General features: G+C 63.6%; 11 protein-coding genes. 10 read left to right on the top strand and 1 reads right to left on the bottom strand.

Annotated features, from left to right (window positions below):
• Positions 1-57: 57 nt before the first annotated feature.
• On the bottom strand, positions 58-963 hold the full coding sequence (locus tag MESCI_RS01705) for a branched-chain amino acid ABC transporter permease (protein WP_013528211.1): 906 nt from the start codon (positions 961-963) through the stop codon (positions 58-60).
• Between the two features lie 148 nt (positions 964-1111).
• On the opposite strand from MESCI_RS01705, the gene MESCI_RS01700 reads away from it, so the two are divergent.
• The 10 genes from MESCI_RS01700 (at position 1112) to MESCI_RS01655 (ending at position 13433) form a co-directional block, all read left to right on the top strand.
• A complete protein-coding gene (locus MESCI_RS01700; RefSeq protein WP_013528210.1) occupies positions 1112-1723 on the top strand; it encodes a CGNR zinc finger domain-containing protein in 612 nt (203 codons plus the stop codon).
• Positions 1716-2252: a hypothetical protein gene (locus MESCI_RS01695; protein WP_013528209.1), complete on the top strand. Its 537-nt coding sequence runs from the start codon at positions 1716-1718 to the stop codon at positions 2250-2252. Before MESCI_RS01700 ends, MESCI_RS01695 begins: the two co-directional genes overlap by 8 nt.
• A 219-nt stretch (positions 2253-2471) precedes the next feature.
• The gene (locus MESCI_RS01690; protein WP_013528208.1) at positions 2472-5966 is read left to right on the top strand and encodes an indolepyruvate ferredoxin oxidoreductase family protein; all 3495 of its coding nucleotides are present in this window, start codon (positions 2472-2474) and stop codon (positions 5964-5966) included.
• Positions 5967-6110: 144 nt separating this feature from the next.
• Positions 6111-8423, top strand: coding sequence for a putative bifunctional diguanylate cyclase/phosphodiesterase (locus MESCI_RS01685; RefSeq protein WP_013528207.1), 2313 nt, complete (start codon positions 6111-6113; stop codon positions 8421-8423).
• Between the two features lie 335 nt (positions 8424-8758).
• Positions 8759-9538: an N-acyl amino acid synthase FeeM domain-containing protein gene (locus MESCI_RS01680; RefSeq protein ID WP_013528206.1), complete on the top strand. Its 780-nt coding sequence runs from the start codon at positions 8759-8761 to the stop codon at positions 9536-9538.
• A gap of 120 nt (positions 9539-9658) precedes the next feature.
• Complete coding sequence (locus MESCI_RS01675) at positions 9659-9808, top strand: DUF3096 domain-containing protein (protein WP_013528205.1); 150 nt, start codon at positions 9659-9661, stop codon at positions 9806-9808.
• A gap of 205 nt (positions 9809-10013) precedes the next feature.
• On the top strand, positions 10014-10238 hold the full coding sequence (locus MESCI_RS01670) for an aa3-type cytochrome c oxidase subunit IV (protein WP_013528204.1): 225 nt from the start codon (positions 10014-10016) through the stop codon (positions 10236-10238).
• Between the two features lie 85 nt (positions 10239-10323).
• Positions 10324-11604 carry a Re/Si-specific NAD(P)(+) transhydrogenase subunit alpha gene (locus MESCI_RS01665; protein WP_013528203.1) on the top strand — a complete coding sequence of 427 codons (1281 nt, stop codon included), beginning with the start codon at positions 10324-10326 and terminating at the stop codon, positions 11602-11604.
• Positions 11604-12029 carry an NAD(P) transhydrogenase subunit alpha part 2 gene (locus tag MESCI_RS01660; protein WP_013528202.1) on the top strand — a complete coding sequence of 142 codons (426 nt, stop codon included), beginning with the start codon at positions 11604-11606 and terminating at the stop codon, positions 12027-12029. Before MESCI_RS01665 ends, MESCI_RS01660 begins: the two co-directional genes overlap by 1 nt.
• Before the next feature lie 6 nt (positions 12030-12035).
• Positions 12036-13433 carry an NAD(P)(+) transhydrogenase (Re/Si-specific) subunit beta gene (locus MESCI_RS01655; protein WP_013528201.1) on the top strand — a complete coding sequence of 466 codons (1398 nt, stop codon included), beginning with the start codon at positions 12036-12038 and terminating at the stop codon, positions 13431-13433.
• The last annotated feature ends 19 nt before the right edge of the window (positions 13434-13452 follow it).

Below are 13452 nucleotides of genomic sequence, written 5' to 3'. Positions count from 1 at the left end.
GACAGTGCCCAATACCGGCGATCTGCCCTCGCGTCATGCAACCAAAGTCTGACGTTTTCAGGCGATTTTGCCGGTGTCGCGGCCGGCGCCGATGAGGATCAGCGTCGTGACCAGGAACAGGTACATCCACGCGTCACGCCACTCGACCGGGAAATAGCCGGCCCACAGCGATTCGGCCATGCCGAAGACGGCCGCGCCGAGCGCCGCGCGCGGTGGCGAGAGATAGCCGCCGACCGCCGTCACGAACAGGATCTTCAGTCCGTAGACGAGGCCCGACCCGAAGCTGACATTGCCGTAATAGAGCCCGGCCATGACACCGGCCAGCGCGGCGCAGAAGCCGCCGAACAGCACCGCGTGCCGGAACACCGCGCGTACGTCGACGCCGCACATCGCGGCAGCCTTGGGGTCGTCGGAGACGGCGCGCCAGCGCCGTCCGAAGCTCGATCGGGCAAATGCCCAGCTGGCCAGCGCGATTGCCGCCACCACCACGGCGCAGTCGATAAGCTGGATGAGCGTCAGCGTTGCCTTGAAGGTCGCGCCCTGCGCGAAAACGATGGGCTCCGCCAGCATCGGCGGCAGCCACAGATCATGCGTGTCGGCGGCGATGCGGCTCGCTTCGGACAGCAGCAGCAGGATGCCGAGCGTCGTCACCACGATTGCATTGGGCGTGCGGTCGGCCAACGGTTCGAAGACACTGCGCGACAGCACGTGGCTGATCAGCGCGGCATAGAGGAACGCAGCGACGACGCCGAGCGCCACCGCCGCCAGCAGCGTCAGCCACAGCACCTGATAGCCGAAGGCCGCGGTCAGGATCATGGTCTGGCCGCAAAAGGCGAACAACGCGCCATAGGCGAGATTGGTGCGGTGCAGGATGCCGTTGGTCAGCACATAGCCAAAGGCGAGCAACGCATACAGCGCGCCCGAATGCAGCCCGTTCAGCACCTGCTGGAAGAAATAGAGCATGCAAAACCTCGAAGCATGCCGCCCAAAAGTGCGAAGCGGTCCTGGCCAACAGCATGCTCAAAAGGCTGCGGAGACCACCGCATCCCGGAGTGAGGTTGCATCGCTGAATCTAACTTGTCAAATATGATTTATCGGTTAGATTTTCGCCATGACGGTATCATGGACCCCGCACCGCTTCACCGGCGGCCTGCTTGCGCTCGACACGGCGAACACCGTCGTGCTGCGCGGCGATCCGGGGCGGACGTTCGACCGCTTCGAAGATCCGGCCGAGATTGCCCGCTTCGCCGACGCGGCGAGCCGCTTTCGCGCCGCCGAGCTTGGCGAAAGGCCGCTGGCGGTATCCTCAGCGATGGCGATCGCACCCGTCGTGCTGTCGATCCGCGAGGCGACGGACCGGCTGTTTCGTGGAGCGGTGTCGAAGGGCGCGGTCGCCACCGCTGATCTGCCCGGATTCCTGAGCGCCTGCGCCGAGGGTCTGGCCGGCAGCCGGACCGAGATCGGTGCGCCGGGAAGGCCATTCGGTGATCCCCTGACGCCGATCGCCTTCGAGGCGGCGCTGGCGGTTTCGGCGCTATCGCTTCTGCGCGACGATACTCTCGCAAGGCTCAGGATCTGTCCCAACTGCACCTGGCTGTTCGTCGACAGAAGCCGCAATTCCAGCCGCCTATGGTGCGACATGGCGGTGTGCGGCAACCGTCAGAAGGCAAGCCGTCACTATCGCCGTCGTCGCATGGCGGAAAATGAGGTCAAGAATGCGTAGCGGCCTTTCCCGTTCGATCCTTGTTGGCGCGGCGCTCATCGTGGCCGTTGCGCTCGGCGCCTGCCGCGATACCGGCGACGCCGAAGGCAAGCTGTTCGAGATTTCCGGCAAGATATTCGTTTTCAACTACCGCCTCGCCAGGGCGACTTATGTGGTGACCCTGCGGCCGCTGAAGCCGATGGGAGAGGGCCAGGTGGCGGTCGCCAGCTTCCAGGATCCCGCCGGCGGCGCACCTCTGGTGGTCGAGCAGAAGGTCTGGCCGAAGCTCGACAAGGTGACGCTGGAGAGCCCGGCACTGACCTGCGTCGTCAAGAACAAGCCCTATGCGATTGCCATCAGCATCAAGGGCGCCGACGGCGCGGTCCTGCAGAAGATCGACACCACGCTGATGTCGACGGAAGACCAGTCGATCCTGCCCGACCGGCCGCTGGTCATCGACCAGCTCTACACCGCCAATCCCGATCTCGTCGGCCATCCCGACGGCAAGCTGCCGGGCGAGCCGAAGCCAGATTGCTCGAAAGGCGGCTGACGCGTCGCGGCCGGCCGCGCCGCAGCTGTAATGTTCATGCGCCGGGCAATGTCCGCGGATCGGTTTCATACCCGATTCAGGATGGCCGCGGACTGTTCGTTGCGCGTTGCCTGGCATCTGCGATTTTGTTTGACCTGCCTTGCAAGGGGAGAAAGGATGCGTCATCCGACCCCGACGTTGGCTGCCTGCCCCGCGTGGCCTCCGCAGAGGAAATGCCTGATGACGCTGCACGACGTCGCGCTCGACGACAAGTTCGATCTCGCAAAGGAGCGCATCTTCCTGTCCGGCGCGCAGGCGGTCATTCGCATGCTCTTGATGCAGCGCGAGCGCGACCGTCGCGCCGGCTTGAACACGGCCGGGTTCGTCTCCGGCTATCGCGGTTCGCCGCTCGGCGGCCTCGACATGCAGCTGTGGAAGGCGAAGAAACAGCTCGCCCAGGCTGACATCATCTTCCAGCCGGGTCTCAACGAGGAGCTTGCCGCCACCGCCTGCTGGGGGGCGCAGCAGACGGAGCTGCTGGGCGAGGGCACTCATGACGGCGTCTTTTCGGTCTGGTACGGCAAGGGCCCGGGCGTCGACCGCTCAGGCGATGTGTTCCGCCACGCCAACCTCGCCGGATCGTCGAAGCATGGCGGCGTGCTTGCGCTGATGGGCGACGACCATATGGCCGAATCCTCGACCAATGCGCACGCCACCGAATTCCTGTTCGTCGACACGATGGTGCCGATCCTCAACCCGGCCGGTGTCCAGGAGATCATCGACTACGGGCTCTACGGCTTCGCCATGTCGCGCTTTGCCGGCACGTGGGCGGCGATCAAATGCGTCAAGGACAACATCGAATCGACCGCCTCGGTCGATGCCGCGCTCGAGCGGCTGAACATCGTCGTGCCGGAGTTCGACATGCCGCCTGGCGGTCTCAACATCCGCCACGAGATCGACATGCTCGGCCAGGAGGAGCGGCTGCATGAACACAAGCGCGCCGCGGCCTCCGCCTTCATCCTTGCCAATGGGCTGAACCGCATCGTCTATTCGGGCGGCCGCAATCCGAAGATCGGCATCATCACGCTCGGCAAGAGCTATCTCGACGTTCGCCAGGCGCTGGAGGATATCGGCATCGACGAAGCGGCCGCCAACCGCATCGGGGTGCGGCTGTTCAAGGTCGGCTGCCCCTGGCCGCTCGACCTGCATCACATCGCCGGTTTCGCCCGCGGCCTCGACACCGTCGTCGTCGTCGAGGAGAAGCGCTCGCTGATCGAGGTACAGTTGCGCGAAAGCCTTTATGGCACTGCCACCCAACCGGTCATTATCGGCAAGAAGGACGAGCGCGGCGACTGGCTGTTTCCGGCCAAAGGCGCGCTCGATCCCAACGAGATCGCCATCGCGCTTGGCGAGAGGATCGTCAGGACCATCGGCCCGTCCGAAGAGATTTCGGCGCGGGTGGCAAAACTGCGCCAGTTCCAGGCAATGCTCACCGAGGCCACCGACATCGGCTCGCGCACGCCGTTCTTCTGTTCCGGTTGCCCGCACAATTCGTCCACCAAGGTGCCGGACGGCTCGATCGCCGCGGCCGGCATCGGCTGCCACTTCATGGCGCTGTGGATGGACCGCAACACAGTCGGCTTCACGGCCATGGGCGGCGAGGGCGCGCAATGGGTCGGCCAGGCGCCGTTCTCCAAGCGCGAGCACATCTTCCAGAATCTTGGCGACGGCACCTACAACCATTCCGGTACGCTGGCGATCCGCTTCGCGCTGTCGAGCGATGCCAACATCACCTACAAGATCCTCTACAACGACGCGGTCGCCATGACCGGCGGCCAGCCGCACGAAGGCGGCCTGACCGTCGATATGATTGCCAGGCAGGTGCGGGCCGAGGGTGTCGACCGCATTGCCATCGTCACGGATGAGCCGGACAAATATGCTGGCAAAGCCGAATTCCCGGCCGGTGCCACTATCCATCACCGCGACGACCTCGATCTCGTCCAGCGCGAGCTGCGCGACGTCAAGGGCGTTTCGGTCTTGCTCTACGACCAGACCTGCGCCGCCGAAAAACGCCGCCGCCGCAAGCGCGGCACATTCCCTGATCCCGACAAGCGCGTCTTCATCAACGAACTGGTCTGCGAAGGCTGCGGCGATTGCGGCGTACAGTCGAACTGCGTCTCGATCCAGCCGGTCGAGACCGAATTCGGCCGCAAGCGCAAGATCGACCAGTCGAGCTGCAACAAGGATTTCTCCTGCGTCAACGGCTTCTGCCCGTCCTTCGTCACTGTGCACGGCGCCAAGATCCGCAAGGCCGAGGGCCTGGCCGGCCAGGCCGATCCGCTGGAAGGCGTGCCCGTTCCGGCGCAATTCCCGCTTGGCGAGCAGGGCTGGGCGGCGATCATCGACGGCGTCGGCGGCACCGGCGTCGTCACCGTCGGTGCGGTGCTCGGCATGGCGGCGCATCTTGAGGACAAGGGCTGCGGCATGATCGACATGGCCGGCCTCGCCCAGAAGGGCGGCTCGGTGTTCACCCATGTCCGCATCGCCCGTACCCCGGACGACATCCATGCGATCCGCGTTTCGGCAGGGAAGGCCGATCTCGTGCTTGGCTGCGATCTCGTCGTGTCGGGCGCCAAGAAGGTGCTGACCGCGGTGCGCGAGGGCCACACCATCTTCGTCGCCAACACCGCCGAGATCATGCCCGGCGAATTCGCCCGCTCGGCCGATTTTTCGTTGCCGATAGAGCGGCTGAAAAAGGCGATCCGCGCGGCTGCGGGCGACGACAAGGCACATTTCTTCGATGCCACCCGCACTGCCACGGCACTTTTCGGCAATTCGCTCGGCGCCAACATGTTCATGCTTGGCTTTGCCTTCCAGCACAGCGGCCTGCCGCTGTCCGCCGAGGCGGTCGAGAAGGCGATCGAGCTCAATGGCGAAGCCGTGGCGATGAACATCGCCGCCTTCCGCTGGGGCCGTCGCGCTGCCCATCAGCCGGATTTCGTGCGCGGGCTGGTTGCCCAGCCGGGCCCGACCGCGGCTGGAAAGGCAGGCCAGGCCACGGATACCGCCGAGACGCTGGACGACATCATTGCCCGCCGCGTCGCCTTCCTGACCGCCTATCAGAACGCCGCCTATGGCAGGCGTTATGCCGGAAAACTGGCCGCGTTGCGCGCCGCCGAAGCGAAGGCCGTGCCTGGTTCGACCGCGGTGTCGCAGGCTGCCGCCAGGAACCTGTTCAAGCTGATGGCGATCAAGGACGAATACGAGGTGGCGCGTCTTTACACGGACGGCTCTTTCGCCGCCGAACTGGGCAAGCAGTTCCAGAGCTACGAAAGGCTCGAATTCCACCTCGCTCCGCCGATCATGGGCCGTCGCGGCAATGACGGAAGCCCGCGGAAATCGAGCTTCGGCCCGTGGATGATGAAGGGTTTTCGCGTGCTGGCGGCGATGAAGGGCCTGCGCGGCACTGCCTTCGACCTGTTCGGCTACACCGCCGAACGGCGCATGGAGCGGCAGCTGCTGGCGCGGTACGAGGCGGATCTGGAGCTCATCGCCGGATCGTTGGCCCCAGCCAGGGTCGATGCGGCGGTTGCGCTGGCCTCGGTGCCTGCCCTCATCCGCGGCTATGGCCACGTCCGTCAAGCCAGCGCGCAAAAGGCCGCCGGCGAGCGCCAAAGGCTGCTCGAACGCCTGTCGAGTACGCCGGCGCGGCCCGAACTTCAGGCCGCCGAATGATCGATACGCCTTGTTTACCTGAACGACAGTTTCCTTGCTTTCCGCTGCGTCACCCGGCTTGACGGCAGGAGCGCGAGGGTCTCTCTAAATCTTTCTTAAGGCGGATGTGGCACTGCTTGGCTCCCCAGGGTTGGGATTCAGGCGTTGAATCTGCGAAAAAAGAACGAGATCCCGGTCGACGTCTATATTCCGTTCGTGGAAACCCTGTTTCGCGACGGGCTGACGCTTTCGATCGGCATTCTCGCGCAGACTTTCCTGATCGGCCTGGTCTGGTGGAAGAGCGGCGATCCGCGGTATTTGCTGGTCGCGATCTCGATGGTTCTCGTCGGTGTGTTCCGCATGAGAAACTTTCGAAAATACAACAGCATGCCGTCGCCGACGACCTGGGAAGAGGCGCACAAGCGTGAGAATGACTACATTCTCTATGGCTCCCTGCATGGCTTGACGCTTGGCGCTTTCTGCCTGCTCGGCATCTATTTCGCGCGCGATGGTTTCGCCGAAATCGCCTCCGTTTGCCTGACGCTGGCGACGGCGACCTCCATCGCCGGCCGCAACTACGGCTCGCCGCGCATGGTCACCATCCTGACCATTGCCTTGACCTGGCCGATCTCGCTTGGCTTCCTGCTGCGCGGCGACATCTACCATGTCCTCCTCGGGCTCCTGTCGGCGCCGTTCCTGTTCGCCATCCGGAAATTCGCCAACACCGTACGCGATGTGCTTTTTGCGGCCGTCTCGGAAGAGAAGAAGGCCAACCGCATTGCCCAGCGCTTCAACCGGGCGCTCAACACCATGTCGCACGGCCTTGTCATGCTCGGTCCGGACGGCCGCGTCGCGGTGGCCAATGCCGAGGCCGCGCATCTGATGTCGCTCAAGTCGCCCGACGCGCTGCTCGGACGGTCGATCCACGGTCTGTTGATGCGCGGTGTCGCCGGCGGCATGCTGGCGCCCAAGGATTGCCGCTACATCGAGGCGCAGCTGACGCGTGCGCTGCGTGAGGGTCGCGACCGCAAGGTGCTGGTTTCCCTCGCCAACGGCCAGCATTACGAGTTCTCGGCTCGCGAGGGCAGCCAGGAACTGGGCGTCATCACCTTCGAGGACGTCACCGCCCGTGTCGAGGCGGAAGACAAGATCCGCTTCATGGCACGCTACGACAATCTCACCGGCCTGCCCAACCGCGCCTATTTCCATGAATTGGTGGGCGAGGCCATGGCGTCCGGCGATCGCGACCGTCTCTGCGGCCTTGCGGTGCTCGATCTCGACGATTTCAAGAGCGTCAACGACACGCTTGGCCATCCGATCGGCGACGGCTTGATCTATGCCGTTGCCGAGCGGCTTGGCGCCATTGCCAAGCAAGATATCACGGTCAGCCGTTTCGGTGGCGACGAGTTCATGATCTTCTTCGACCGCGTCGAGGATGAGAGCCATCTGACCAGCCAGCTCGACGAGATTTTCGCCGGCCTGCAAGGGGAAGTCGACGTCGCCGGTCACGGGCTGCGCATTCAGGCCAGCGGCGGCGCGGTGCTGTCACGGGTCAAGGATACCGATGTCGACGCCATGATCGTGAAGGCGGACCTGGCGCTCTACAAGGCCAAGGAACTCGGCAAGAACAGCTGGCGATTGTTCGAAGCTTCGATGGATGCCGCCTTCCGCAACCGTCAGCTGATGAAGGCGGATCTGCGCACCGCGGTAGAGGGCAAGAGCCTGCGGGTGGTCTATCAGCCGATCGTGGCGATGAGCACAATGCGTATCGCCAGTTGCGAGGCGCTGTGCCGGTGGGATCATCCAGATCTCGGGCCAATCTCGCCCAGCATCTTCATTCCGCTGGCCGAGGAAATGGGCATCATTTCCGAGATCAGCACCTTCGTGCTGCAGGCAGCCTGCGCCGAATGCGCCAAATGGCCCGACCAGACCAGCGTCTCGGTCAATCTCTCGGCCAAGGATTTCCGCAGCCGCGATGTCATCCAGAAGGTTCGCGATGCGTTGGCCGGCTCCGGCCTCGCCGCCAGTAGGCTCGAGATCGAGGTCACCGAAACGGCGCTGCTCGATGACAAGTCGCTGACGCGCCAGTATATTGAGGAGCTGAAGCAGCTTGGCGTGCGCATCGCGCTCGACGATTTCGGCACCGGCTATTCGAGCCTGAGCTACCTGCACAAGCTGCCGCTCGACAAGATCAAGATCGACCGCTCTTTCCTGATGGACGTCACCCAGAATCCCCGTTCGCTCGAGCTGCTCAAGGGTATCGTCAACCTGTCGCGGCCGCTGGGGCTTTCGGTGACCGTCGAAGGGGTCGAGACCTTCGAGCAGCTCAAGATCCTGGCGCTGCAGGTCAAGCCTGATCTTGTCCAGGGGTTCCTGTTCGGTTCGGCGCTCAGCGCTTCCGGCATCGAGACGATGTCGAACACGGTATGGCCCTTCGCCAAGGATATCAGGACCGCCAAAAAGGCGGTACGCCGCTGATTTGCGGCGCCTGGCGCATGGTGCCCAGGCACTGAGAGCCCATCCCTGTTTCCATCAGGATTGAACAGGCGCCCAGGCTTTAGGCATTCACTGCATTCGAGGTTTCTTTGCACATCGCGGGCCATGCCAGAATTTCAGCCGCTTCCCGTCATGTTCGAGACACGCTCTTTCCCCGTCGCGACGCAGAAAACGAAGAAAACCACCAATTTTAGTTTTATTTTAGCAATCGTTAACCTTAACGACTGGTAAACGGGCTGCTTCCTGTTTTCATCTTTTACATCCCAAGACCCTGTCGTAGTGTCGGATCGCGGCGGCAATGTACGGGGATTGAGTTGATGATTGTGCAGTTGAGTTCGCTTCGTCCGGTGACGGGCGAGGACGGCAAGGACGCCGCCGACACCATGTCCAGCTTCGCCCGCAACGTTTCGGCGATGCTTGAGCGGACAGAGTACCGCCGCTGCGACAAGGGCGAAGATCTCGAGGACATCTACCGCCTGCGCTACAAGTCATATCGCTCGAACGATATGGTGCCCGACAACGAAAACCATACCATTCACGATGAGCTCGACGAGGCACCGAATGTGTACCGCTTCGGGGTCTATATCGACCAGGAACTCGTCAGCACGCTGCGTATCCATCACGTCACCTTGGCGACGCCGATGTCGCCTTCCACCAAGGCCTTTGGCGACATCGTCATGCCGATGCTTCGTGACGGGCTGAGCTTCATCTGTCCCAGCCGGTTTGCGTCCGATCCCGAATGGTCGCGCGTCTACCCGCAGATTCCCTACCTGACGCTGCGGCTGGCCGGCATGGCGTGCTTCCATTTCAACGCGCCCTACTGCCTGTCGACCATTCGCGAGGATCACGCCGGCTTCTACAAGCGTATCTACTACTCGGAGAAGATCAGCGAGTCGCGCGCCTATCCGGGCGTTTTCAACAAGGTCGTGCTCTACCGCGCCGACGTCAACGCAATCCGCGAGCGGTCCTTCTCACGGTTCCCGTTCTTCCGCTCGACGCCAATGGAGCAGCGCATGCTGTTCGATACGCCGCATGTCGGGGAACTCGCGCCGCTGACCATCCTGCCGACGGCAAAATACTATCACGAAGCCGCCTGATACGGCAGGGATCCACACGATTTTGCAGGGCCGACAGGAGCCTTTTGGCGACTTCGGCGTTCTGGGTGAGGCCACGAGCAGCGCTCCGGGTCGATCTGAGGTTTTTGAGGGAACCCCGCCATGACCATTTCCACACTTGCGCTAACCCCGCTCATCTCGCTGATCGCCGGCGTGCTGATCCTGGTCATGCCAAGGCTGTTGAACTACATCGTCGCGCTCTATCTGATCGTCGTCGGGTTGCTCGGGCTATTTCCGCATCTAGCCGGCTGAGGCGCCGGCTTAGGCCACGCAAGCGTCCGCCCTTCGGAGTTCCGCATCAAGCATCAGAATCCAGCGATCGGACTCCGTCGCGGCGTCGACTGCTGGCTTCAATCTTTCTTTGAGGCAGTTGTCGGTTGTTGTGCGCAATAGCGCCATTGCTCTCGGCGCGGCTTTTCGCTATGTGCCTGAAAGATGTCTTCGAAGGGGTATTCCTATGGCTGATCACTCGCCGACTGGTCCTGTCGAACTGGGCGCGAAGATGGACTATGCCGAGCATGACCGCACCTATGCCGGCTTCCTCGCGCTGGCCAAGTACGGCTCGCTGTTTTGTGGCGCCCTGCTCCTGGCGATGGCCTTCGGCTTCTTCGCGGGCGGCTTCTTCTCGGCGACCATTCTGTTCGTGCTGATTCTGGCTGTCGGCGCCTTTATCCTCCGATAGATTTTTCCGACATCTTGTCCACGGCGCCGCCGCGAGGCCGGCCGGCGTCTTGCGGGAAATAGCTTCCGGCCGAAAGGATCATGCGGTGGGACAGACGGTTTTCATCCCTCGTGAGCTCGATGCCAACGAGCCGCGCGTCGCGGCTTCGCCCGATACGGTGAAACGGCTGGCGGCGTTGGGCTTCGACGTCGTCGTCGAGGCCGGTGCCGGTCTGAAATCGCGCATCATCGATGCCGACTATGCGAGCGCCGGCGCTGCTATCGGCAAGGCTTCCGATGTCGCCAAGGCCGATGTGGTGCTGAAGGTGCGCCGGCCTGGTGATGCCGAGCTGAAGAGCTACAAGCCCGGCGCGGCTGTGATCGCCATCATGGACCCCTACGGCAACGATGCCGCCGTGGCAGCTCTTGCCAAGGCCGGCGTCACCGCTTTCTCGATGGAATTCATGCCCCGGATCACCCGCGCGCAGTCGATGGACGTCTTGTCCTCGCAGGCCAATTTGGCCGGCTATCAGGCGGTGATCGACGGGGCTTCGGAATATGACCGCGCCTTGCCGATGATGATGACGGCGGCCGGCACGGTGCCGGCGGCGAAGGTCTTCATCATGGGCGTTGGCGTCGCTGGCCTGCAGGCGATCGCCACCGCGCGCCGGCTTGGTGCGGTCGTCACCGCCACCGACGTTCGCCCCGCCGCCAAGGAACAGGTCGCCTCGCTCGGCGCCAAGTTCCTCGCGGTCGAGGACGAGGAATTCAAGGCGGCCGAAACGGCCGGCGGCTACGCCAAGGAAATGTCGAAGGAATATCAGGCCAAGCAGGCGGCACTCACATCAGAGCACATCGCCAAGCAGGATATCGTCATCACCACGGCGCTCATTCCCGGCCGGCCGGCGCCCAAGCTGGTCTCGGCGGCGATGGTCGCTTCGATGAAGCCGGGCTCGGTGATCGTCGACCTCGCGGTCGAGCGCGGCGGCAATGTCGAGGGCGCCGAAGCCGGCAAGGTGGTCACCACCGCCAACAACGTCAAGATTGTCGGCCATCTCAATGTGCCTGGCCGCATCGCGGCGTCGGCCTCGCTGCTTTATGCCAGGAACCTGTTCGCCTTTCTCGAGACGCTGGTCGACAAGACGACCAAGACGCTTGCCATCAATCGCGACGACGATCTGGTCAAGGCAACGATGCTGACCGATGGCGGCAAGGTGGTTCATCCGGCTTTCGTGAAAGCCGACCAGCAGCCGGCAAAGGGCCAATATGTCGAGCCGGCCGCGATCCCGGCCAAGACCATGGTCGCCGATGCTTCGCCCAAGAAAGCCGCGCCCAAGAAGGCGGCCGCACCCAAGTCGCCCTCGTCGAAGCCGAAAGGGATCGCGTGATGGACCAGACCCTGCAGAAAGCCCTCGACCAGCTCGACCAGGCCTCCGCCGCCGTCCGGCTGGCGGTGCACAATATGGCGACCGCGCCCGGCGGCACTGACGCAGCCGGTGATGCCGCGCATGCGCTCTCCGGCGGAGCCATCGATCCCTTCGTCTTCCGCTTCGCCATCTTCGTCCTGGCGATCTTCGTCGGCTACTACGTCGTCTGGTCGGTGACCCCCGCACTGCATACGCCGCTGATGGCCGTCACCAATGCCATCTCCTCGGTCATCGTCGTCGGCGCGCTGCTTGCCGTCGGCATCGCCGCCTCCGGCATTGCCGCGGGCTTCGGCTTCGTCGCGCTGATGCTGGTTTCGGTCAACATCTTCGGCGGCTTCCTCGTCACCCAGCGCATGCTGGCCATGTACAAGAAGAAGGACAAGTAGAGCGCCATGAACGCCAACTTCGCGTCCTTCCTCTACCTCGTCTCCGGTGTCCTGTTCATCATGGCGCTGCGCGGCCTGTCGCATCCGACCACCAGCCGCCAGGGCAATCTCTACGGCATGATCGGCATGGGTATTGCCATCGCCACCACACTGGCTCTGGCGACCCCGTCCGCCGGTCGCTTCGGCCTGATCGTGCTCGGCCTTGCCATTGGCGGCGGCGTCGGCGCCGTTACCGCGCGCCGCATCGCCATGACCTCGATGCCGCAGCTGGTCGCTGCCTTCCACTCGCTGGTCGGCCTCGCCGCCGTCATGGTGGCGGCTGCCGCGATCTATGCCCCGGAAAGCTTCGGCATCGGCACGGATGGCGACATTCATGCCCAGGCCCTGATCGAGATGAGCCTTGGCGTCGCCATCGGCGCCATCACCTTCACCGGCTCGGTCATCGCTTTCCTCAAGCTCGATGGCCGCATGTCCGGCAAGCCGATCATGATCGGCGCACGCCACTTCATCAACGCCGCACTTGCCATCGCGCTCGTCGTGCTGATCGTGTTGCTGGTCACCACCGAGTCCAAGCTGGTCTTCTGGCTGATCGTTGCCGCCTCGCTGGTGCTCGGTATCCTGCTGATCATCCCGATCGGCGGCGCCGACATGCCGGTCGTCGTCTCGATGCTGAATTCCTATTCCGGCTGGGCGGCGGCGGCGCTGGGCTTCACGCTCGGCAATCTGGCGCTGATCATCACCGGCGCGCTGGTCGGCTCATCCGGCGCGATCCTGTCCTACATCATGTGCAAGGGCATGAACCGAAGCTTCATCTCGGTCATTCTCGGCGGCTTCGGTGGGGAGACGGCAGCGGCCGCCGATGACGGCATCGAACGCACGGTCAAGCAGGGTTCTGCCGACGATGCCGCCTACCTCATGATGAACGCCCAGAAAGTCATCATCGTGCCGGGCTACGGCATGGCGGTCGCCCAGGCGCAGCATGCGCTGCGTGAAATGGCCGACAAGCTCAAGGCCAATGGCGTCGACGTGAAGTACGCCATCCACCCGGTCGCCGGCCGCATGCCCGGCCACATGAACGTGCTGCTCGCCGAAGCCAATGTGCCCTACGACGAGGTGTTCGAGCTTGAGGACATCAACTCTGAGTTCGCGCAAGCCGACGTTGCCTATGTCATCGGCGCCAACGACGTCACCAACCCGTCCGCGCGCGACGACAAGTCCTCACCCATCTACGGCATGCCGATCCTCGACGTCGACAAGGCGCGCACCTGCCTGTTCGTCAAGCGCTCGCTCGGTTCCGGCTATGCCGGTATCGACAACACGCTGTTCTACAAGGACGGCACCATGATGCTGCTCGGCGACGCCAAGAAGATGACCGAAGAGATCGTCAAAGCCATGGATCACTGATCCGGGATAAGCGCCGGGA

The sequence above is a fragment of the Mesorhizobium ciceri biovar biserrulae WSM1271 genome (assembly GCF_000185905.1).
Classification (GTDB): Bacteria; Pseudomonadota; Alphaproteobacteria; order Rhizobiales; family Rhizobiaceae; genus Mesorhizobium; species Mesorhizobium ciceri.
Note: the sequence above shows the minus strand (reverse complement) of the source record. Positions and strands in the feature narration are given on the sequence as shown.

Bases quoted from the DNA above. Each gene is read 5' to 3' on its own strand.
- MESCI_RS01670 (WP_013528204.1), top strand. From the start codon at position 10,014: ATGGCTGATCACTCGCCGACTGGTCCTGTCGAACTGGGCGCGAAGATG.
- MESCI_RS01700 (WP_013528210.1), top strand. From the start codon at position 1,112: ATGACGGTATCATGGACCCCGCACCGCTTCACCGGCGGCCTGCTTGCG.
- MESCI_RS01655 (WP_013528201.1), top strand. From the start codon at position 12,036: ATGAACGCCAACTTCGCGTCCTTCCTCTACCTCGTCTCCGGTGTCCTG.
- MESCI_RS01695 (WP_013528209.1), top strand. From the start codon at position 1,716: ATGCGTAGCGGCCTTTCCCGTTCGATCCTTGTTGGCGCGGCGCTCATC.
- MESCI_RS01675 (WP_013528205.1), top strand. From the start codon at position 9,659: ATGACCATTTCCACACTTGCGCTAACCCCGCTCATCTCGCTGATCGCC.
- MESCI_RS01690 (WP_013528208.1), top strand. From the start codon at position 2,472: ATGACGCTGCACGACGTCGCGCTCGACGACAAGTTCGATCTCGCAAAG.
- MESCI_RS01680 (WP_013528206.1), top strand. From the start codon at position 8,759: ATGATTGTGCAGTTGAGTTCGCTTCGTCCGGTGACGGGCGAGGACGGC.
- MESCI_RS01660 (WP_013528202.1), top strand. From the start codon at position 11,604: ATGGACCAGACCCTGCAGAAAGCCCTCGACCAGCTCGACCAGGCCTCC.
- MESCI_RS01705 (WP_013528211.1), bottom strand. From the start codon at position 963: ATGCTCTATTTCTTCCAGCAGGTGCTGAACGGGCTGCATTCGGGCGCG.